This is a genomic window from uncultured Halopseudomonas sp. (genome assembly GCF_963977355.1).
Lineage (GTDB): Bacteria > Pseudomonadota > Gammaproteobacteria > Pseudomonadales > Pseudomonadaceae > Halopseudomonas.
Genome location: NZ_CAXBOV010000021.1, coordinates 36,695 through 58,515, shown reverse-complemented (window position 1 = coordinate 58,515; position 21,821 = coordinate 36,695). Strand labels below are relative to the sequence as shown.

At 55.6% G+C, this 21,821-nt stretch carries 20 protein-coding genes; 5 read left to right on the top strand and 15 right to left on the bottom strand.

What is annotated here, in order from left to right:
* Window positions 1-4 precede the first annotated feature (4 nt).
* A complete protein-coding gene (gene ribF / locus AAC076_RS12645; protein WP_339846181.1) occupies window positions 5-955 on the bottom strand; it encodes a bifunctional riboflavin kinase/FAD synthetase in 951 nt (316 codons plus the stop codon).
* A gap of 187 nt (window positions 956-1,142) precedes the next feature.
* A complete protein-coding gene (murJ, locus tag AAC076_RS12640; RefSeq protein ID WP_339846178.1) occupies window positions 1,143-2,714 on the bottom strand; it encodes a murein biosynthesis integral membrane protein MurJ in 1,572 nt (523 codons plus the stop codon).
* Window positions 2,715-2,956: 242 nt separating this feature from the next.
* Here murJ and rpsT point away from each other — a divergent pair, with 242 nt between their 5' ends.
* Window positions 2,957-3,229 carry a 30S ribosomal protein S20 gene (rpsT, locus tag AAC076_RS12635; RefSeq protein ID WP_339846175.1) on the top strand — a complete coding sequence of 91 codons (273 nt, stop codon included), beginning with the start codon at window positions 2,957-2,959 and terminating at the stop codon, window positions 3,227-3,229.
* Between the two features lie 179 nt (window positions 3,230-3,408).
* Here the strand turns inward: rpsT and proB are convergent, their stop codons facing one another.
* The 4 genes from proB to rplU form a co-directional block, all read right to left on the bottom strand.
* Window positions 3,409-4,527, bottom strand: coding sequence for a glutamate 5-kinase (gene proB, locus AAC076_RS12630; protein ID WP_339846173.1), 1,119 nt, complete (start codon window positions 4,525-4,527; stop codon window positions 3,409-3,411).
* A gap of 133 nt (window positions 4,528-4,660) precedes the next feature.
* Window positions 4,661-5,863 carry an Obg family GTPase CgtA gene (gene cgtA / locus AAC076_RS12625; protein ID WP_339846171.1) on the bottom strand — a complete coding sequence of 401 codons (1,203 nt, stop codon included), beginning with the start codon at window positions 5,861-5,863 and terminating at the stop codon, window positions 4,661-4,663.
* Between the two features lie 100 nt (window positions 5,864-5,963).
* On the bottom strand, window positions 5,964-6,221 hold the full coding sequence (rpmA, locus tag AAC076_RS12620) for a 50S ribosomal protein L27 (RefSeq protein WP_150278154.1): 258 nt from the start codon (window positions 6,219-6,221) through the stop codon (window positions 5,964-5,966).
* A 23-nt stretch (window positions 6,222-6,244) separates the two neighbouring features.
* Entirely contained in the window at window positions 6,245-6,556 is a 312-nt protein-coding gene (gene rplU / locus AAC076_RS12615; protein ID WP_339846167.1) for a 50S ribosomal protein L21, read from the bottom strand.
* 296 nt (window positions 6,557-6,852) lie between these two features.
* Between rplU and AAC076_RS12610 the strand changes: the two genes are divergently transcribed.
* The gene (locus AAC076_RS12610) at window positions 6,853-7,821 is read left to right on the top strand and encodes a polyprenyl synthetase family protein (protein WP_339846165.1); all 969 of its coding nucleotides are present in this window, start codon (window positions 6,853-6,855) and stop codon (window positions 7,819-7,821) included.
* A gap of 68 nt (window positions 7,822-7,889) precedes the next feature.
* On the opposite strand, the gene AAC076_RS12605 is transcribed toward AAC076_RS12610, so the two are convergent.
* Window positions 7,890-8,504, bottom strand: a complete 615-nt coding sequence (locus AAC076_RS12605) for an FKBP-type peptidyl-prolyl cis-trans isomerase (RefSeq protein WP_339846162.1) — start codon at window positions 8,502-8,504, stop codon at window positions 7,890-7,892.
* Window positions 8,505-8,623: 119 nt separating this feature from the next.
* On the opposite strand from AAC076_RS12605, the gene AAC076_RS12600 reads away from it, so the two are divergent.
* Window positions 8,624-9,916, top strand: coding sequence for an NCS2 family permease (locus tag AAC076_RS12600; protein WP_339846160.1), 1,293 nt, complete (start codon window positions 8,624-8,626; stop codon window positions 9,914-9,916).
* Window positions 9,916-11,001, top strand: coding sequence for a tRNA (uridine(54)-C5)-methyltransferase TrmA (gene trmA, locus AAC076_RS12595; RefSeq protein ID WP_339846159.1), 1,086 nt, complete (start codon window positions 9,916-9,918; stop codon window positions 10,999-11,001). Before AAC076_RS12600 ends, trmA begins: the two co-directional genes overlap by 1 nt.
* Window positions 11,002-11,030: 29 nt before the next feature.
* Here the strand turns inward: trmA and AAC076_RS12590 are convergent, their stop codons facing one another.
* Genes AAC076_RS12590 through AAC076_RS12565 form a run of 6 tightly spaced genes read right to left on the bottom strand, consistent with a single transcriptional unit; the run spans window position 11,031 to window position 16,872 of the window.
* Window positions 11,031-11,426, bottom strand: a complete 396-nt coding sequence (locus AAC076_RS12590) for a type IV pilin protein (RefSeq protein WP_339846157.1) — start codon at window positions 11,424-11,426, stop codon at window positions 11,031-11,033.
* A gap of 9 nt (window positions 11,427-11,435) precedes the next feature.
* Entirely contained in the window at window positions 11,436-14,684 is a 3,249-nt protein-coding gene (locus AAC076_RS12585) for a PilC/PilY family type IV pilus protein (protein WP_339846155.1), read from the bottom strand.
* Entirely contained in the window at window positions 14,671-15,159 is a 489-nt protein-coding gene (locus tag AAC076_RS12580; protein WP_339846153.1) for a PilX N-terminal domain-containing pilus assembly protein, read from the bottom strand. Before AAC076_RS12580 ends, AAC076_RS12585 begins: the two co-directional genes overlap by 14 nt.
* A gap of 11 nt (window positions 15,160-15,170) precedes the next feature.
* The gene (locus tag AAC076_RS12575; protein WP_339846150.1) at window positions 15,171-15,905 is read right to left on the bottom strand and encodes a prepilin-type N-terminal cleavage/methylation domain-containing protein; all 735 of its coding nucleotides are present in this window, start codon (window positions 15,903-15,905) and stop codon (window positions 15,171-15,173) included.
* On the bottom strand, window positions 15,902-16,390 hold the full coding sequence (gene pilV, locus AAC076_RS12570; protein ID WP_339846147.1) for a type IV pilus modification protein PilV: 489 nt from the start codon (window positions 16,388-16,390) through the stop codon (window positions 15,902-15,904). The genes AAC076_RS12575 and pilV overlap by 4 nt, the downstream gene beginning before the upstream one ends.
* Window positions 16,387-16,872 (bottom strand): GspH/FimT family pseudopilin, encoded by a 486-nt coding sequence (locus tag AAC076_RS12565; RefSeq protein WP_339846146.1) that lies wholly within the window; start codon window positions 16,870-16,872, stop codon window positions 16,387-16,389. Before AAC076_RS12565 ends, pilV begins: the two co-directional genes overlap by 4 nt.
* Window positions 16,873-17,033: 161 nt before the next feature.
* On the opposite strand from AAC076_RS12565, the gene AAC076_RS12560 reads away from it, so the two are divergent.
* Window positions 17,034-17,549 carry a GspH/FimT family pseudopilin gene (locus AAC076_RS12560; RefSeq protein ID WP_339846144.1) on the top strand — a complete coding sequence of 172 codons (516 nt, stop codon included), beginning with the start codon at window positions 17,034-17,036 and terminating at the stop codon, window positions 17,547-17,549.
* Window positions 17,550-17,583: 34 nt separating this feature from the next.
* Here the strand turns inward: AAC076_RS12560 and argJ are convergent, their stop codons facing one another.
* Both argJ and secA read right to left on the bottom strand, forming a co-directional pair.
* The gene (argJ, locus tag AAC076_RS12555; RefSeq protein WP_339846141.1) at window positions 17,584-18,801 is read right to left on the bottom strand and encodes a bifunctional glutamate N-acetyltransferase/amino-acid acetyltransferase ArgJ; all 1,218 of its coding nucleotides are present in this window, start codon (window positions 18,799-18,801) and stop codon (window positions 17,584-17,586) included.
* Between the two features lie 118 nt (window positions 18,802-18,919).
* Entirely contained in the window at window positions 18,920-21,664 is a 2,745-nt protein-coding gene (gene secA, locus AAC076_RS12550) for a preprotein translocase subunit SecA (protein ID WP_339846140.1), read from the bottom strand.
* Window positions 21,665-21,821: the final 157 nt, after the last annotated feature.

Sequence of the window (21,821 nt, the reverse complement as noted above, 5' to 3'; positions counted from 1 at the left end):
AGGCTCACTTGTTTGAGTCAGAGGCCCATTGGGCGCGGGCAGCGGCAATATCTGCCGTAATAGCTGTCTGCAGGGCATCCAGGGAATCGAATCGCTGTTCGTCACGCAGTTTTTCATGAAATATGACGGTAAGGTGTCGGCCGTAAAGATCGCCTTTGAAATCCAGCAAATGGACCTCAAGATGCGGCTGGCCATCACCCTGAACCGAAGGGCGCATGCCGATATTGGCCACGCCCTGATGCGAACCCTTGAAGGGGGGTTCGTCGAGCACCGCACTGACGCGAAACACACCCTTGAGGGGCGCATGCAGGCGCTTGAGTTGAACATTGGCGGTAGGGGCGCCCAGGGTACGGCCCAGCTGCTGTCCGTACATCACTCGACCGTTGATACTGAATGGACGACCCAGCAGCCGTTCAGCCAGTTCAAAGTCGCCGCCGGCCAGTACCTGGCGCAGTCGTGTGCTACTGATGCGATCACCGCTCTCTGCAACCGTGTTGGCAGCTTCGACTGTAAAGCCGTGCCGTTCGCCACTCCCCTGAAGGAAGGCAAAGTCTCCGCTGCGATCACAACCAAAGCGGAAATCGTCGCCGACTTCAAGGTGCTTGACGTCCAACCCATCGATCAGTACCTGCTGAACGAACTCCTCCGCACTGAGCTCGCGCAGGCGGCGATTGAAGGCCACGCAAAGTACGCGGTCGACGCCTTGGGCCTCAAGTAACATGAGCTTGTCGCGCAGACGGGTAAGGCGCGGCGGCGCCGCATCAGGGGCGAAATACTCCCTGGGCTGCGGTTCGAAGATAACCACACAGCCAGGCAACCCCATGCGCGCCGAATGGGCACGAAGACGCTTTAGAATAGCCTGATGCCCGGCATGCACACCGTCAAAATTACCGATTGTCGCCACACAACCCCGATGCCGGGGGCGCAGGTTATGTAGACCGCGGACCAGTTCCATAATGCTCGTTATTTGGCTGAGGGATCAAACCCGCGAGTATACAGCCTTAGCGTGCCACCCGTCATGGGTGGGCTGCTACTTAACCTGAGGAGTCACCGGCAATGCAGGGTAAGTCGAGCTCCATCTCCACAACGTTTCTAGATGAAATCCCATTGGCCGAGGCAGAACTCGGCCCTTTCGGTCGGAGTTAACCCTGGCGCAGGTGCCGCATGCGCATGCCGGTTATAACCAGCGTCAGCGCAAAGATCCCAATACCAGCGCTCACCAGTAAAGCCATCTCCAGCACCTTGCGCTGCCAACCCCAGCCAAACCACTGCTCGATGCCCGGAACCATCCAGACAATAACTGCTGCCATTGCGACGCATGCAGCAACCAGTCGGAAGGCGAACACTGCCCAGCCCGGTTGCGCCTGATAGATACCTGCCTTGCGCAACCCCCACCAGAGCAGACTCGCATTCAGCACAGCTGAGAGTGAGGTGGCCAACGCCAACCCCACATGGGCCAGCGGCCAGATCAAAATCAGGTTGAAGACCATATTGACCACCATGCAGATTATCGCAATCTTCACTGGCGTCTTGATGTCCTGGCGAGCGAAATACCCCGGCGCCAGGACTTTTATGAGCATAAACGTCATCACACCAATGGAATAGGCGCGCAGCGCTGCTGCAGCTTGCAGCGTGTCACGCTCGGTCATTGCGCCGTAGTGAAAGAGCGTCGCAATCAACGGCTCGGCGAGAAGCAAAAGCGCCAGCGCAGCGGGCACGCCCACCAGCAACACCATGCGAATTGCCCAGTCGAGCGTTGCAGAGAAGCCCCGGGGGTCTTCCCCCGCATGCTGGCGGGACAGCGCTGGCAGAATGACAGTACCAATAGCGATTCCGAAGGCGCCTAACGGCAATTCAGAAAGGCGATCGGCGTAGTACAGCCAGGAAATACTACCCGTCTCCAGAAAAGACGCCAGCACGGTATCCAGAAGCAAGTTGATCTGACTGACCGACACACCGAAGAGCGCCGGCAGCATCAGCGTCATGATGCGTTTGACTCCTTCGTGCTTGCGGTTCGGGCGCGGCATTGGCAACAGCTTGATCTGGGCGAGGAATGGCAACTGGAACAGCAGCTGCAGCACACCGGCGATAAAAACGCCCCAGGCCAGCGCCATGATCGGCTCGGCAAAATAGGGCGTCATCAGAACAGTCGCCCCTATCATGCTCACATTGAGCAATACCGGGGTAAAAGCCGGCACCGCAAATCGACCGTAGCTGTTGAGGATTGAGCCACACAGAGCTGTGAGTGAAATCAACAGCAGATAGGGAAAGGTAATGCGCAGCATATCGGTAGCCAGCGCAAGCTTCTCCGTGTCCCCATGGAAGCCTGGGGCAAAAATCGTTATCAGCACTGGAGCGCCCGCCACCCCCAGCGCAGTAATGGCCACCAGTGTGATCCCCAGCGTCCCGGCAACGCCGTTCACCAGATATTTAACATCCTCCAGGCTGCGTTTGGCCCGGTATTCGGAAAGCACCGGAACAAATGCCTGGGCAAAAGCGCCTTCGGCAAACAATCTGCGCAGAAAATTGGGGATCTTGAAGGCTATAAAAAAAGCGTCAGCTTCGGATTGGGAGCCGAAATAGGCGGCAACCACAACGTCACGCACCATGCCGAGCACGCGCGAGAGCAGCGTCATGATGCTCACAACCATGCCTGAACGCAGTAGCGTCGGGGCTTTGGGTTCAGGAGCTGTAGGAGGAGCCTGATCGGTCATGCGTTAGGGTCGCCGGATAAAACCGCGATGATAGCCTCCGAACGCACTCCCTGGCGAGAACCCTACTCAAGCAAAAGCTTGTGGCCAGGGCGCAAAAGCCTCAAGCTATCGTCCCACGGTAAATGGCTTGAAACTTCTGGTTTGCAGCCGACTTACAACCCTTGACATTGGTACAGGCTGGCGGCATAGTACGCGGCCTTATTTGTACCCTTATTCATCACGATTTTCTGAGGAGCACGACGGTGGCAAACTCACCTCAAGCCAAGAAACGCGCCAAGCAGGCCGAGAAGCGCCGCAATCACAACGCAAGCCTGCGCTCCATGGTTCGTACCTATATCAAGAACGTGGTCAAGGCTATTGAAGCCAAAGACCTGGAAAAAGCTAAATCTGCCTACACCGCAGCAGTGCCGGTTATTGACCGCATGGCTGACAAGGGCATCATTCCCAAGAACAGGGCAGCTCGTCATAAAAGCCGCCTGAACGCACACATTAAGGCAATGGCTACCGCCGCCTGATTTGCGTTCCTTGTGGAAGAAAAAACCGGCCTAGAGCCGGTTTTTTTGTGGGTGCTGTTTGGGCCACTAGCTTATTCGAGCAATGCAACAGAGCGTAGCTGTCTGCCCAGCAGAATGAATCCCCGCCTTCGCGATGATGACGGGACCAGGCGCGGGGTTTGCAGTTAGCGACCAAGAACTTAAACCAGGACCAGATTATCTCGATGGACCATTTCAGGCTCATCAATATATCCCAGTATCTTTGCCACCGAATCGGTAGGCTGGCCAAGGATACGACTGGCGTCCAGAGCACTGTAGTTGACCAGCCCGCGAGCAACCTCCCTCCCGTCAGGCCCAACGCAAACAACCATTTCACCGCGCCTGAAAGCACCTTCAACGGCAACTACGCCGACCGGCAACAGGCTACGGCGTCCAGAGGCAAGCGCTTTTACCGCACCTTCATCGATAACCAGCCGCCCGCGCGTCTGAAGATGCCCTGCGAGCCATTGCTTGCGAGCTGCCAGCATGCCTTTTTCAGGCAGCAATAACGTGCCCAGCTCCTCGCCAGCCTGAAGCCGCTCTACGACGCGATCAATCCTGCCGCCGACAATCACAGTACCTGCACCCGAACGCGCAGCCAGTCGCGCAGCACGCAGCTTGGTGAGCATGCCACCGCGCCCCAGCGCACCAGCGCTACCACCAGCCATTGCATCCAGGGAGGGATCGTCCGCCATTGCTTCGCGCACCAGCTCCGCCTGGGGGTTGTTTCTGGGGTCCGCTGTATACAAACCGTCCCGGTCGGTCAGTATTACCAATAAGTCTGCCTCGACCAGATTGGTCACCAGCGCGCCCAGGGTATCGTTATCACCAAAGCGGATCTCGTCAGTGACAACGGTATCGTTTTCGTTGACCACGGGAATCACACCCAGATCGAGCAAGGCCCGTAGCGTACTGCGGGCATTCAGGTAACGTTTGCGGTCAGACAGGTCATCATGGGTCAAAAGGACCTGGGCAGTAGAAAGACCATGGGCCTGAAAACTGGATTCCCATGCCTGAACCAGACCCATTTGACCAATAGCCGCCGCCGCCTGCATCTGGTGGATGGTTTTAGGTCGTTCAGCCCAACCAAGCCGACTCATACCCGCGGCCACAGCACCGGAAGAAACCAGTACCAGCTCCGCCCCACTCTTGCGCAACTCGACAAGCTGGTCGACCCAAACCGCCATGGCCTCCTTGTCGAGACCTCGACCATCCCCAGTCAACAGTGCGCTGCCAATCTTGACTACCCAGCGACGGGCATTGGTTACCTTGTCACGCATATTCGATCCAGAAGCAAAGTGTCAGTTGTATCGCCACATTTTAACCCATTCGCGAAGAAGCCGGCGCTCCTACCTGGGAATAATACCCCGTGGGAGCGCCGGCCCCGGCGCAAAGCTTAATCAGATAGCAACATCAATGCACGTAGATGATCTCTGGACCGTCTTCGTCATCTCCGTCGTCATCCTCATCCTCGTCGTTGAGCAGACCCTGCTTGCGCAGGACCTTGCGATCATCGAGATTCTGAATGTGGGCACGAGCCTCATCCTCGATCTGTTGATCCAGCGCACGCACCTCAGCGGCATACTCCTCATCTTCCTGCATGCGCAAGGTACGTTCATCCAGCCAGTTCATGACTTCCTTGGCCAGTTCGTCGGTACCCTGACGCTCTGATGCAGAAATGACGAAAACCGGCCCTTCCCACTCCAGCCGCTCAACCACGTCGTCCAGCAATGCTTGCTGCTCATCGTCCATCAACTGGTCGCACTTGTTCAGGACCAGCCAGCGCTCACGGAGCGTCAGTGCAGGACTGAACTTGCCCAGTTCGTGAATGATCGTCTCGATCGACTCGACCGGATCGCTGTCATCAGGCGGAACCATATCGACCAGATGCAACAACAGATGCGTGCGTGACAAGTGTTTGAGAAAACGTGTACCCAGACCCGCGCCCTCTGCAGCACCGGCAATAACTCCGGGGATGTCCGCAATCACGAAACTGCGCAGCTGCCCCACATCTACAACGCCCAGGTTGGGCACCATGGTGGTAAACGGGTAATCAGCCACTTTGGGCTTGGCAGCCGATACCGAGCGAATGAAAGTGCTCTTGCCTGCATTGGGCAGGCCGAGCAGACCCACATCGGCCAGCACTTTCAATTCCAGTTTCAGATCGCGCTGATCACCCAGACTGCCCTGGGATGTCTGCCGGGGCGCCCGATTCACGCTGGACTTGTAACGCGTGTTACCCAGACCATGGAAACCACCCTGCGCAACCAGCAGACGCTGGCCCGCCTCGGTCAGATCACCGATAATTTCCTGCGTACCGGCATCGATCACGGTCGTGCCGATAGGCACATCAAGGAACATGTCCTCACCCTTGGCACCAGAACAATCCTTGCCTCGGCCATTCTCGCCACGCTGCGCGTTAAAGCGTCGCTTGTAACGATAATCAACCAGGGTGTTGCAGTTCTCGGCGGCCACCAGATAAATGCAGCCACCGTCACCGCCATCGCCACCATCAGGCCCGCCCTTGGGAATAAATTTCTCCCGGCGAAAACTCATGCAGCCATTGCCCCCATCGCCGGCCTTGACCGTGATGGACACTTCATCAACGAATTTCATCTTGCTCCCTCCCAATACGGGATGGATTAAAGGTTGCTACAAAAAGAACAAACAAAAAAGCCCCGTCGTCAGACAGGGCTTCTTCGAACCGAGGGTGGTATCAGGCTTCTACGACGTTCACGTAGCGACGGCCCAACTTGCCCTTAACTTCGAACTTGATCACGCCAGCCGCTTTAGCGAACAGGGTGTGATCCTTGCCCATACCGACGTTCTTGCCGGGGTGGAATTCAGTGCCGCGCTGGCGAACAATGATGTTGCCAGGGATGATTGCCTGGCCGCCATACATTTTGACGCCAAGGCGTTTCGATTCGGAATCGCGACCGTTACGTGTGGAGCCGCCTGCTTTTTTGTGTGCCATGGGTGTTTATCTCCTCAATGGGCTTAGGCAGAGATGCCGGTAATCTTGATTTCGGTGTACCACTGACGGTGGCCCTGACGCTTCATGTGGTGCTTACGGCGACGGAACTTGATGATGCGGATCTTATCGCCACGACCGTGGGCGCTAACTTCAGCAGTCACCTTGGCGCCTTCAACAACAGGCGCGCCGATCTGCACGTCATCGCCATTGCCAATCAGCAGAACGCGGTCGAAATCAATACTGGCGCCAGTTTCAACGTCCAGCTTCTCCACTCTCAGAAACTCGCCTTCGGCGACCTTGTACTGCTTACCACCGGTAACAATCACTGCGTACATGATGCTTTCTCCGTAATCCTGCTCACCCGGCGCTTAGGTATAATCGTTAGTGGCCGGCATGGCTGCAAGTGAACCCGCCTATCGGGCCCTACCTTGCCATTGTCAAAACAGGGATGCTGTAAATCTGGTTTTCAGGGGCGGAAATTCTACGCAATAGATGCCTCTAGCGCAAGCATTGCGTTACTTATACAACAGCGCTGTTTACACCCTTTTATAGGCTACCAGACAGCGGCTTTCTTGACAGCGCTGGGCCTGCCGCCTAGCATGCCGCGCAACCTATGAGGAATGTGCAGTTAATGTCCACCCTGCCTTTTTACAACGCAGTCGCCGATGATTTTGATTCAGTCAACCAGCTGATCATTCGCCAGCTGCATTCGCGCGTTCCCCTGGTGGAGAAAATCGGCAATTACATCATCAACGCCGGAGGCAAGCGCCTGCGTCCGCTAGTGGTACTGCTCAGCGCACGCGCCTGCGGCCTGAGTGATGATCGTCAGCACAGTCTTGCGGCGATTATCGAATTCCTCCACACAGCCACCCTTTTGCACGATGACGTAGTGGACACCTCAGACCAGCGTCGCGGGCGCTCCACCGCCAACGCCAAATGGGGCAATGCGCCCAGCGTGCTGGTAGGTGACTTCCTGTATTCCCGTGCATTTGAAATGATGGTCGAGATGGGTGACATCCGCATCATGCAGGTCCTGGCCAACGCCACCAACGTTATTGCCGAGGGCGAAGTACTTCAGCTGACCAAGGTCCGCGACGCAGGCACCGACGAAGCGACCTACATGGAAGTCATCCGCAGCAAGACTGCGATGCTGTTTGAAGCCTCAACCCACAGCGCAGGCATTCTTGCCGGAGCTGATGCGGCTCAGATTGAAGCTTTGCGCCAGTACGGCAATGCGCTGGGCACTGCCTTCCAGTTGATCGACGACGTCCTGGATTACTCCGGCGATGCCGAAGCCATGGGCAAAAACGTTGGAGACGACCTGGCCGAAGGCAAACCTACCTTGCCGCTTATCTACACAATGCGTGAAGGCACGCCAGAACAGGCCAGACAGGTGCGCCAAGCCATCCAGAAAGGCGGCATTGATGACATTACATCTATCCAGGCGGCTGTGCGCGATTGCGGCGCACTGAATTACACATCGCAGCTCGCCCGCGCGCAAATTGATGAGGCAGTCAAACTGCTTCAAGTGTTGCCACCATCCATCTATCGCGATTCGCTGGAACAGCTGGCTGAATTTGCGATTAAGCGGAGCTACTGAGGGACAGCGGGCAGACCGGAGCCGCTACTCCTTAGCGTTGCAAGCAGCGGCCTCGGCACGTAAAGCTCTTACAGAACCTTCAAAAGCTCGATATCAAAGATCAAGGTGCTGTGCGGCGGAATGCTACCCGCGGCGCGACCGCCATAAGCCAGCCCCGGCGGGATGAACAGCCTCCACTTGGCACCTTCCTTCATTAACTGAAGGGCCTCAGTCCAACCAGCAATAACGCCACCGACCGGAAATTCCGCAGGCTCGCCGCGTTTGTAGGAACTATCGAATACTTCACCGCCAATCAGCGTGCCTTCGTAGTGAGTACGTACAGTCGAAGACGCATCAGGTGTGGCCCCGTCACCCTCGCTAACCACCTCATACTGCAATCCTGAGTCCAGCGTGACCACACCCGGACGCTCAGCATTCTGGACAAGAAAGTCGGCCCCCGCTTGCCCTGCCGCCCGCGCGGCCTCTTCGGCCACCGCCTGCATCTTGGCCTGCAAACCCTGGAAAGCCTCCTGGAGAGCAGCCTCGTCCACCTGACTGGGCTGCCCGGTGAAGGCATCACGCAAACCTGCGACAACCAGATCAATCGTCAGGTCAGGGATACTACTGGTCAATAACTGATCGCCCATCTGCCGGCCAATGCCGTAGCTGACGCGCTTTTCGTCTGTATCAAAGGTATCGCTCATACCGGTACTCCCTGGAAATTGGCCATAAAGCCTGCCATAAAGCGCTGAAGAATTCATTAAACGGCGCCAGTCCGTTACAATGCCGGCCTTTTCCTGTCACCGCCAAACGAGATTCCGCCATGCTGGAAAAGCTGTTTCAACTGCAAGCTCACGGCACCAGCGTGCGCACAGAAATCATTGCTGGTCTGACCACATTCCTGACCATGGCCTACATCATCTTCGTCAACCCGATGATGATGGCCGACGCGGGCATTGATCCGGGCGCCGCCTTTGTCGCGACCTGTCTGGCTGCGGCCATTGGCTCACTGATCATGGGGCTCTGGGCTAACTACCCCATAGCGCTGGCGCCGGGCATGGGCTTGAACGCCTTCTTCAGCTACACAGTGGTTGGCTCTATGGGCTACAGCTGGGAAGTAGCATTGGGAGCCGTATTCATCTCGGGCTTTCTGTTCTTTCTGCTGAGCATTTTCAAGGTCCGCGAATGGATCATCAACAGTATTCCGATGGCGTTGCGCTCAGCAATCGCCGCCGGGATAGGACTCTTTCTCGCGCTGATTGCCCTGAAAAACGCCGGGCTAGTAGTTGATCACCCCGCCACGCTGGTTACCCTAGGGGACCTTACCCAGCCAGGACCTCTTCTTGCGGGGCTCGGATTCGTTATCATTGTCGCACTTGCCTATCGCCAAGTAACAGGAGCCGTGATGATCGGTATTCTGTTGATTACCGGCATCAGTTTACTGGCAGGTTTCACCCAGACCACCGGCATAGTCTCTACACCGCCCAGCCTGACACCCACCTTTCTCGAGCTGGATATTCGCGGGGCGATGGAGATAGGCATGCTCAGCGTGATCTTCGCATTCCTGTTCGTCGACCTGTTTGACACCTCGGGAACCTTGATCGGCGTAGCCCAAAGGGCAAACCTTGTAGATCACGACGGCAAGTTGCCACGCCTCGGGCGCGCGCTGATGGCAGACAGCACCGCGACCATGGCTGGCGCCGCCATGGGCACCTCTACTACCACCAGCTACATCGAATCAGCCGCAGGCACCGCTGCTGGAGGCCGCACCGGCCTCACCGCCTGTGTCGTGGCACTACTTTTTCTGGTCAGCCTGTTTTTCTCGCCATTGGCAGGTGCAGTGCCTGCTTTCGCCACCGCGCCTGCACTGCTCTTCGTCGCAGTGCTGATGACCGGCGGCCTGGCCCAAGTGGACTGGGAAGACCTTACTGTCGCAGCCCCTGTAGTCATTACCGCGATCACGATGCCGTTGACCTTCTCCATCGCCAACGGCATCGCCCTGGGCTTTATCAGCTGGACGCTGATAAAGCTGCTGGCCGGCCGCTGGCGTGACCTGAATCCCAGCCTGTATGCATTGGCTGTCCTATTTATCATCAAACTCGCGTTGTTCAACTGATGAGCCTCTCCTTCGATCCGACCGAATATGACCAACAGCTTGCTGCCAAACGACAGCGCCTGGTCGAACTGCTGGCGTCATTCGACGCGCCTGAGCCTGAAGTATTTGAATCTCCCCGCGAGCATTTCCGTCTGCGCGCCGAATTCAGACTCTGGTACGAGAACGGCCAGCCGCATTACGCCATGTTTGAGAAGGGCAACAAGTACAAGCCGATTCTGATCGAGCAATTGCCCATCGCCAGCCGCCGCATAAACGAGCTGATGGGTCCGTTGCTGGAAGCCTGCAGAGCCGATCCCTTGCTCGGCCGCAAACTCTTCCAGGTCGAATTTCTCACCACCCTGTCGGGCGAAGCACTGGTCAGCCTCTGCTACCACCGTCCGATTGATGAAAGCTGGGATGCAGCCGCCCAGCGGCTTTCAGAACAGCTCGGAATACTTGTAATCGGCCGCAGCCGGGGTCGCAAGCGCGTCCTTGAGCGAGATTATGTAATCGAAGAACTGGATGTGCGCGGGCAGATCTGGCGTTATCAGCAAGTAGAGGGAGGCTTCACGCAGCCCAATGGGCAGGTCAATCAGCACATGCTCAGTTGGGCACAGGAAGTGGCCGGGAGTAACGAGGATGACCTTCTTGAACTCTATTGCGGTAACGGGAACTTCACGCTGCCACTATCCACCTGTTTTCGTAAGGTAATGGCAACCGAACTGGCAAAAAGCTCGGTGTATTCCGCAATTGCCAACATGGAAATGAACGGCGTTGAGAATGTGACCCTGGTGCGCCTTGCAAGCGAAGAAGTAACCCAGGCACTGACGGGTGTACGAGAGTTCAGGCGCCTTCAGGGCATTGACTTGAACGACTTCAACTTCGGCACCGCATTTGTTGACCCACCACGTGCCGGCCTTGATCCGGCGACACTAGAGTTGGTCAGAGGCTATCAGCGGATTCTGTATATATCATGCAACCCGGAAACCCTGGCAGCGAACCTGCAGGACTTTTCTAGCACCCATAGGGTAACGCGTTGCGCGTTGTTTGATCAGTTTCCCTATACCCATCACATGGAAAGCGGAGTGCTGCTGGAGCGGCGTTAAGGCCGTCCCCAGCAGCCCACTCTCGTCGGTTACTGCCTCCAACACTTATCGTTGCCTGGCGTCGTTTGCCCCAGCGCATTAATTGTCATCGTCGCACAGTCGTCGCCTGCCATCACACCGCCAGAAACCGCGGTAGCAGTAATCAGGTAACCACCGTCACCGGCCGATCCAGCGGCCAGTGCGACCGTATAAACCGCATCGCCGGTCATGGGGCTCCGTGCAGGGATCTGCGCGCCGGTATAAACCCCCGCTTGCGAGAACCTTCGCTCCGCTACCTGAGCGGCCTCAAAAAGCACCGCTGAAGCCTCTGCCCGACGTGTCTTCTTTGTGTACTCAACATAACTCGGATACGCGATCGCCGCCAGAATACCGACGATTGCAACAACGATCATTACCTCGATCAAGGTGAATCCCTTGCTTCTCATAGCGTTTCCTTATTGCAGCTGTCGCCACATGATACGACGGGATAAGCCAGAAGCGGCAGCTCTTTCGTCCAGGAACAGGGTTTGACCGGTAGACAGCAGAACCGCTTTGGTTTGCGTCGGCTTATCGTCACCGCGATCAATAATAACCGGCAGACCAGGCAAACCTTCATTAATGTCGATACCCGCAATAATGGAATCATTGGCATCAATGTTTCCATCTTTGTTGGTATCCAGCACCTCGTAATTCAGCATGCCACCGGTCAACAAATCCAGCTCGACAAGCCGGCCACTACCGGAACTGACACACGGATCCTCCGCATCAATAATCGCTGTCACAAACACCACCCGTCCCTCGGTGGTTTGTGCTGGGAAGATCACACGTTCACCTTCAGCCACACCATTATAAACCAGCGGCAAGTACCAGCCCCGCTGAGTATTAAAGTCAACCGTGTTAGAGCTGGTGCGGAAATAATCCTGTCCGCCGATTGTAACTTCCTCGGTAATAGCCTGGGACTGAAGAGCAGACAGGGGGACAGTTCCCGATGTGGACGGCTTGTCCCATATCGCATAAAACGCCTGCTGGGTCTTGGTCAGCTTGTCTGAAGCTTCAGACAGCTTCCCGGTACCTATTGATACCATGTGGCCACCCTGTGGATGGTCGGTAATCAACGGATAGGTAGTTATGGGCTGGCTGGCACCAGCTGCAAACAACTTGCTGGCTGCCCAGTCAGTTTCAACCGTAGAGGAGGTATCAAACTTCCACAAATTGCCGCGCAGATCACCGGCATAGATTTTCTCGATCTGGTGCTGGGCGTTCACCACGATTTGGGGGGAAGAAAGACCGGACCCCTTGGCCCGCTGCGCTGCGCTGCCAGTACTGTTTTCATCTACCACGATCTTGCGCACCAGAGCACCCGTCTGCAGGTCGACCACATACAGCGCCGCTTTCCCGGTATGACTGCCGTAACCGTTACCGAAAACCGCTACCCACTGATTATTTTTGGTTCGCGCGATCGCAGCGCGCGAATAGGTGTAACCGAGATCATTCCATTGGTTGGTTGTATCACTTGTTTCCGGAGGAGACAGCTCCCACAAAGCTGCAGGCGTGTTTGGACTCGCAGCCGTCTGCTGGAACAGCCTGACAGCGAAGAAACTCTTGCCGCCTGCACCCATGCCCGAGACGGCGACGGTCGACCAGGTAGTTCCCAACTGCGCATCGGACACCGATATCTGACCATCGACTAGAAACCGGTGAGTGCCGGTCTCGGTGTAATCCGGGTCAGCAACAATATTCAGCGACGGAAGCACGCTGGACGGCATGTAGCCGTAACGGTGCTGGCCGTTATCTGCGTTGAGTATATGAAAAAAACCATCGTTGGCATTCACCAACAGACTGGCTTCTAGATCGGATGTCTTGAAAGCCAGATAGCTGTCATAGGTAGTATCCCCCGCAATGGCAGACACCGTCTGAGTTTCGGGGGCTACTCGCTCCAGAGAAGAATTGACTACATCTCCGAGTAGGACAGAACGCGTACGCAGTCCGGCTACCGATGCACCTTTACTCCAGGAGAGCAAATCTGCACCCGTGATTGGGGAGTTCACCGAGCCATTCAACAGGGTTTTCTGGTTTGGAGACAGGTTACCAAAATCAAGGGTGACTGGCTTTTGATCGAGCGTATTGTACCCCTGATAACTGGCCGGATTCAGACTTGGTGTGAATGAACTGTCCGTTGTCCACAGCAAGGTGTCCGTACGACCGGTTACCGAATTCAACCGATATGCTTCGATGGTACCGCTCCAAGAAGCTGGTTCGTACAACGTCTTGTAGTACACGGTATCGGCAGTCAAGGTGGCAGAACTGGAGGCACCTGCGCCACCGGAACCGGCCTGTGCGGTAATAGCATTGATTGCTTTGGTCAGACTGTCGTTCAACTCCGCACTGTCATTAGCAGTGTAATATTCCCCCTTACCATAGTCGGCTGCGTCTTCGAGCATTTGATTGTCGATTGCGAAGCCAACAGTATAAGTCTGCATGTTCTGCTTAGGAAACCCCGCCGCGTTAAAGCTCTTTCCGGCCAAATCAAGAGCTGTTGTATCGCGCAAGTCGATATCATGTGCAAACTTAGCGATGTCATCCAGGAACAACGCATCCCCTTCTCCATCGTCTGTTGGGTCGTTACCATCATTATTATTACCATCCCAGTCAGGGAGGTTGTTATTTCCAGGCACAGCAGCATTATCGCGCTTTGGATCATCGGACGGAAAACTCCTATCGTAAGTAGGCAAACCATCCGTCACTACCACGCTAAAGGTCCGTTGGCACCGATATTCGATGGGGCTTGCATAATTACTTGTACCGGATAGTGTCGCCAGTCCTTGATATGGACTCATGCCGCGCAAGTAGCGAGTCATTTCATAATAAGTCTCAGCCAGCGGAGTATTCGTCGAAGCGGTAACACCATCCACCACAGATGTAAAATCTTCGAAATTCGACTGTGCCTGAGCAACACTGGTTATGGGTGTACCTTGAGGGGATATGGTTTCGGAGAAATCTTTAACTGGAATTATCAAGCTCCCACCCGGACCCGAGTCACCGTTACATACAGTCCCCCCCCACCAAGTTCTATAGCACTGCCGGGTGGATGGGTTAAAGGTAAAGAGGCCATATCTCAGGCCACGGTTGTCAGATACAATCTGGTTAGTGACATCCCGGGCTACTTTCATGCGGTATTCGTTAGGCAAGATCGAGGTTAGATCCTGACTCGAATACTCGTTATAGATATAAGATAAATACTTGGCGCTATAGCGAGTAGCCTTACCTCCAACGGGGTCTGGCAATGTAAAACACTTACGATCGTCCCGACCATTGCCAGTTGAACGCCAAAGTGCGACTTTGCCCGTTCCACATCCAGAGGAAGCCATTGAATCCAGGCTGAGATTATCCCTTACAAGAGGGTAATTATCGCCCGACCGATAACGCACAAATGGATAAGTACTATTCGCGACCGCGGAGGGCGCAATCGCATTTTCCATACTCCCCGAGTTATCCAACAGAACCAGCACGTTAGGAGTAACAGCCGAAGCACTCAAAATAGGCGCCTGCACGGGAGAAAAGGCATACACCGGAGCGGTGACAAACCCGCTCAACAGGATGCCGGAAACAAAACTGAATACCTTTTTCATTGTAATTCTCCCTGCCAAAGCCTGTTCGGGCTGGCGTGGTTGAGCTGCGGAGGGCAATTGCTCAATTCTTTGCATAAATACTTTCCAGCGCCGTGGTGGTATTACCTAATGTCGCCACTGAGGTGACCCGATACAAGGTCACGCTTTCACCGGGGTCAACGTTGATGGCGGCGCTGGAAGTACCTAGCTTCTGGATCTGATAGAGGCTGTTGCCATCCGAAGCGGCCTGCCATATACCGCAAGCGGTGTTACCGTTCTGCACCGCAGCATTGTCGAAAGCAGGAGTACGACAGGCATTGCCATTGCACACTGCGCACGCGGCGAGCGCACCACTGTTATTTAACGTAGCGATAAAACCTTCGCCTTCGCGCAGGCCCGCTTCCGCATACTGGAAAGTGATGGTCTTGAAGCGGGTATTACCTGACATTTTTTCCTGCAGGGTCGCGCTCTTCATTGCCGATACACCGACGATGGTAAGCAGCAGAAGAAAAACGAGGCTGACGAAGAGGGCCACACCCCCCTGGGCACTTCTTGAAGCGGGTCTGATCATGGGTTGGCTCCTCATAACAACCGGTTCCGTAATGCGGCGACCACTGTGTATTCCTGATCGGCGGTTCGCTGGTTTTCGTCTTCAAGAACCATGGCAATCCTTACGCTACGGATCAAAGCGGGGTTGCCTACAGTCGCAGGCGCAACATAGTTGCCCGAGACATAGGTATCCCCGGCGCTGGCAGCAACGCCGAACTGGATATCCAGGGACTTCACGTTTCCAATCAAGGGCTCAAAAGCACCTGCCCCGCTGTTGCGAACCTGAAGAACGCCTTCAGCGGCATCGAGCTTGTATTCGATCTGACGGATGGGCAATGCAATCTGGCCCGCCGCCGGAGCGGCGGCTCCAACCACAACATTACCGCCTGATCGACAATCCGTGGTCAGCGTCCAGTCAGCATTGGAAGTCTGACTTACTGCCTGAGTGGCATTTGACGTGATTATGCTCAGAGTAGCGTTGGGTGCGTCCCATGAAATAGGGTTGTCAAATGCCACGGGCACATTAGTCACAGAGCCTGATGCGAGCGAAAGACACCCGAACATACCTGCCATCCTCAGCTCCTGCGTCATACGAGTCAGCACGTAGCGGGCATCTTCCTGCAGTCTGGCCGACGCATCTTGTACCATCGAAGTCTGGCGACTGCTGGCAAAAATCTGTGTGATACCCAGTACCAGCACCAGCCCAAGCACCAGAGCGATCATGATCTCGATCAGGCCAAAGCCCTTATTGTGTGCCTTGATTCTCATGGCGCCGCTCCCACTGCATTAACTGCCACGTTGGTAGTGACCGCAAGCTCTCCGCGCTGGACATTACCCTCATCATCCACTCCGCCAGCGCGACCCTCGGACCAACTCACCTCAACGGTCACCCTCGAGCCGACCACGTCGATGGAGCCCGCACCTGCTGGCAGCGCAGCAACCGCATTGGCAAAATCGATCAAATCAGTCGTCAACACACTGGTTGCAGAACCGGGGACCGCCTCAAGACTCGCGATGTCATAATCACCCAACTGAACCGGATCAGCGTTCGCCCGAATACGATCGATAACGTCATAGACGATAAAACTGGCCTGTGAGCTAAGCCTTGAACTGTCGGTGTACTTCAGCGCATTGAGCTGCATAGCTGCAGCGCCCAGCACACCTATGGCTGTGACAAATACCGCAATCATGACTTCCAGCAGCGACACCCCGCGCTGGCGGTCACTACGTATCCATCCAAGTTTGCTTCTCATATGCAGGATGCTCCTGTGAGAATTCTTCCGGTCGGGCAGATCACCAGGTTTTTGGTCGAATCGCCCCGGGTATAGTTGAAGACAACCGAATTGGCAGGAGTCTTGAGGCCGCCAAGACTGTCAAACACGATAGTGTCCACATCGCCAGTAGCAGTGATGGATGCGCCCTGAGGCAGACCGGCATAGCGTCGTATTACTCGCTCTCCGTTATCCACTGAACCGTCGTTATCATCATCCAGGAACACAACCAGGTCCTGTGTCCAATCGTCGTCGGTGCCAGCAACTATTTTTACATCACGACTCTGGTTGATAGATTCAAGCCGCGCCAGACTGAATGCCCTGAGCAGATCGCTGAGATCCGAGTCAGCGCGAGAGCGTTCGAATACCCCGCTGAACGCGGGAAAGCCGATGAGCGTCACCAGTGCCAGAACCGCCAATGCGATCATCAGTTCAATAAGAGTGAAACCCTTCACACTTTTCATCAAAATCCCCTTTGGTACGTGCATACACTATAGAAAGCGAGGCGCGGCCGGTCGCGCTCGTTACGATAATCGGTAAGATCAAGGTGATGACAGGTTAATAGCGGTACACCCCGGAGCATACACGGCAGTAGCTTCTTTACCCACACCATGGAGGATAACCCATGCTCTCGCGTGGTTTCACTTTGATAGAGCTGATGATTGCGCTTGCGCTGCTTGGTTTTCTTATCGGCATTGCGATACCCGGCTTCGGCAGCATGATCGACCAACAGCGCATGAGCACGGGACTCACCAATCTGAGTCTTGGCCTGACATTGACCCGTGACGAAGCCGTGCGCATGAACCGCACCTTGACCCTAGCCCCCGTTAGCGGCGACTGGAATAAGGAGTGGATGATCTTCGTTGACAGGAACAACAACGGCACACCCGATGGTGGAGAAAAAGTGCTGCAACACTTGCCATCGAAAACCAAGCTACACATACACGCAAACAGACCCGTATCTCAATACGTGAGATTCAATGCACAGGGTCAGACTCAACTGCTAAACGGCGGTTTTCAAGCGGGTACCTTTCGATTCTGCCCTTCAAGAACCGGTGCAGAGGGTCGCAAACTTGTGATCAATCAGGTAGGACGCTGGCGCGTGGAGCGCACTGTGATCGATCCCAGGTATTGCCCATGAGCCGATCACTGTAACGACTAAACTCTACTGACAGTCACGTGCGATATTCCGCATTGATCCTGACATACTCATGCGACAGGTCAGTAGTCCATAGCGTTTCAGAGTGCTCGCCCCGTCCAAGCTCAATACGGATGGTGATCTCCGCTTGGGCCATGATTGCGGCACCCTGAGCTTCGGTGTAATCCTCGGCGCGGCCGCCATTTCGAGTAATACAGACCTGGTCAAGATAGACATCAATCTTTTCAACATCCAGATCGGGCACGCCAGCACGACCTACGGCTGCGAGTATTCGGCCCCAGTTGGGATCAGACGCAAAAAGTGCAGTCTTGATCAATGGGGAATGCGCTACCGCATAACCGACATCCAGGCACTCATCACGGTTGCCTCCGCCATTAACCTGAATGGTTACGAACTTGGTGGCACCCTCGCCGTCCCGTACGATAGCTTGAGCCAACTCAAGCATGATGGACTTGATGGTGTCGGCCAGCAGCGCATAGTCATCACCTGAGGCGTCCACTATCTCCGACATTTTCGCCTGACCGGTAGCAATAAGCATGCAGCAGTCGTTGGTCGAGGTGTCGCCATCAATGGTAATACGGTTGAAGGACAGGTCCGCCGTCTCCCTCAGCAAATTCTGCAATACCGGCTGGGCAATTCTTGCATCGGTAGCGATATAACCAAGCATGGTTGCCATATTCGGCCTGATCATACCCGCGCCCTTGGAAATACCCGTTACCGTAACGGTTTCACCGCCAAGAATGATCTGACGGCTCGCACCCTTCGGCAAGGTATCGGTGGTCATGATGCCTTCAGCCGCCTGGGCCCAATTGCCCTCGTCAAGATTTTCCAGCGCCGCCGGCAAGGCACCAACCACTTTATGAGCGGGTAGCAATTCGCCAATAACCCCTGTGCTAAACGGAAGAATCTGCTTGGTATCGACGCTGACAAGCTCTGCCAGGGCAGCGCAGGTTTCCTGAGCGGCTTGCATGCCAGGCTTGCCGGTTCCTGCATTGGCGTTGCCCGTATTGACCAGCAGGTAGCGAGGCGATTGATTCAGATGCTGGCGGCAGAGCGTCACTGGGGCTGCGCAGAAAGCGTTGAGGGTAAAAACACCCGCTATGGAAGAACCCGCTGCTGCCTCCATGACCACGACGTCCTTTCGGCCCGCGCGTTTAATGCCAGCCGAGGCTATCCCCAGACGAAAGCCTGGAACGGGATGCAAAACAGGAAGGGGGCCGAGTCCGACGGGCATGGTTCAATCTCCGGATAGATAAAGCCGGTATTGTAGCTGCCTGGGAGGGTCGAGTTCCATCTCGACTAGCGTGATGACTGATAGTCCGGCCGGGACAGAGCCCGGCCGGGTACTAAGGTCAACCTATCTTGCCGTGGCACTGCTTGTATTTCTTTCCGGACCCACAGGGACAAGGGTCATTACGGCCGACCTTGGGACCTTCACGGGTGACGGGAGCAGCCGCAGCAGCTGCGCTCTGCTCGCCCTCATCTGCCTGGCCGCCCTCGTTTGTGGCCGGCGCAACCGCTTCGTGCTTGAACTGCATGCGCTTGGCCATTTCTTCAGCCTGCCGACGCTGGCGTGCTTCTTCTTCGGCGGCGTCTTCACGACGCACCTGGACGTGGCTGAGAATACGAATAGTGTCGTGCTTGACTGACTCGAGCATTTCTTCGAAAAGATTGAAGGCTTCGCGCTTGTATTCCTGCTTGGGGTTCTTCTGCGCATAACCACGCAAATGAATGCCCTGACGCAGGTGATCCATGGTCGCAAGATGCTCTTTCCAGAGATCGTCCAGCACCCGCAACAGCATCTGCTTTTCGAAGGTACGCAGGGCGTCAGCACCCGTCAGCTCTTCCTTCTCGGCGTAGGCCTTGATCAGCTCATCAAGAATACGCTGGCGCAGACCCTCTTCGTGCAGGGTGTCGTCCTCGTCCAACCATTGCTGGAGCGGTACCTTGAGCGCCAACTCGGCACTCAGGTGTTGTTCCAGCCCGGCAATATCCCACTGCTCCGGCACGCTCTGGGGTGGGATGTACTGACTGATGGCATCTGCGACGACGTCTTCACGAATAGCCTGAATGGTGTCGGAAACGTTCTCGGAGGCCAGAATGGCATTACGCTGACCATAGATGACCTTGCGCTGCTCGTTGGCGACATCGTCATACTCAAGCAGCTGCTTACGGATATCGAAGTTGCGGCCTTCGACCTTGCGCTGGGCTTTTTCAATCGCATTGGTAACCATGCGGTGCTCAATCGCCTCGCCCTTCTCCATGCCGAGCGCCTTCATGAAGTTCTTCACCCGATCAGAGGCAAAAATCCGCATGAGGTTATCTTCCAGCGACAGATAGAAGCGGCTGGAACCCGGATCGCCCTGACGACCGGCGCGACCGCGCAGCTGGTTGTCAATACGACGGGATTCGTGACGCTCACAGGCAATGATATGCAGACCACCGGACTCCAGCACCTGCTGGTGGCGCTGCTGCCATTCAGCCTTGATCTGAGCGACTTTCTCGTCAGTCGGGTTCTCCAGACTGGCAACTTCGGCCTCCCAGCTACCACCGAGAATGATGTCGGTACCACGGCCTGCCATGTTGGTAGCAATAGTCACTGCGCCCGGACGACCCGCCTGGGCGATGATCTCGGCTTCTTTTTCATGGTGCTTGGCGTTAAGCACCTTGTGCGGGATTTTTTCAGCGTCCAGCAGACGGGAAACAGCTTCGGATGATTCGATCGAAGCCGTACCTACCAGAATCGGCCGACCCTCGCCCATGCTGTGTTTGATATCAGCAGTAATGGCCGCAAACTTCTCATCAATCGTCAGATAGACCAGATCGTTGTAGTCCTTTCGCGCCATTGGCTTGTTGGTCGGTATAACCACAACATCCAGGCCATAAATCTGACGGAACTCGAAGGCTTCGGTATCGGCCGTACCGGTCATGCCGGAAAGCTTGTTGTAGATACGGAAGTAGTTCTGGAAAGTAGTCGAGGCCAAAGTCTGGCTTTCAGCCTGAATCTTCAATCCTTCCTTGGCTTCAATGGCCTGGTGCAAGCCCTCGGAGAGACGACGGCCCGGCATGGTACGGCCGGTGTGCTCATCCACAAGAACCACCTGGTCGTTCTGCACTATGTACTCAACGTTACGGTGGAACAGAGTGTGAGCGCGCAGTCCCGAGTGCACATGGTGCAGCAGGTTAAGATTTTGTGCGGCGTACAGGCTGTCGCCTTCAGGGAGCAAACCCTCCTTGACCAGCAGGCTTTCCACAAATTGATGGCCCGACTCGTTGAGCTCTACCTGTCGGGTTTTCTCATCAATATAATAGTGGCCCTCAACTTCTTCCACACCCTCTTCGGCAAGATAACCGCGCTTGAGTGTTGGAATCAGCTTGTTGATCGCCGCGTACATGCGCGAGCTGTCTTCAGCCGGACCAGAAATAATCAACGGCGTACGAGCTTCGTCGATGAGGATCGAGTCGACCTCATCGACGATTGCGAAATTCAGCTCGCGCTGGAACTTGTCCTCAATGCGGAAAGCCATGTTATCGCGCAGATAGTCGAAGCCGAACTCGTTGTTGGTGCCGTAGGTGATATCGCAGCGATAGGCCGCTTTCTTGTCCTCGGGATCCTGAAAGGGAACGACAACGCCCACGGTCAAACCAAGGAATTCGTAAAGCGGACGCATCCAGTTGGCGTCACGGCGGGCCAGGTAATCGTTGACCGTAACCGCGTGCACACCCTTGCCTGACAAGGCGTTCAAGTAGGCTGGCAGTGTGGCAACGAGGGTTTTACCCTCACCTGTTTTCATCTCTGCAATGTGGCCTTCATGCAGGGTCATGCCGCCAATCATCTGAGCATCAAAGTGCCGCATACCCATTACACGCTTGCTCGCCTCGCGCACCAATGCAAAGGCCTCAGGCAATATCGCGTCCAGGTTTTCGCCCTTTTCTACCCTCTCCTTGTACTCGGCGGTCTTGGCCTTCAACTGCTCATCGCTCAGGGCGTTCAGCTTCTCTTCCTGGGCGTTGATCGCGTTGACGATCCGACCCATGCGCTTTAACTCACGCTCGTTTTTGCTTCCAAACAGTTTCTTCAATAAAGGCGCAAACATAGTCGACTTTGATATCCGTTTGAGGGTGGGCGGCGCGGCCGATTCGTACCGGGCCAAACCGTAAACAGGCATTCTACTCTGAATCGCGCCGCACAATAAACCTGCACAACTCCAAGGCAGAAAGTACCACTAGCGCGGGACGGCATTAAGCCAGCAT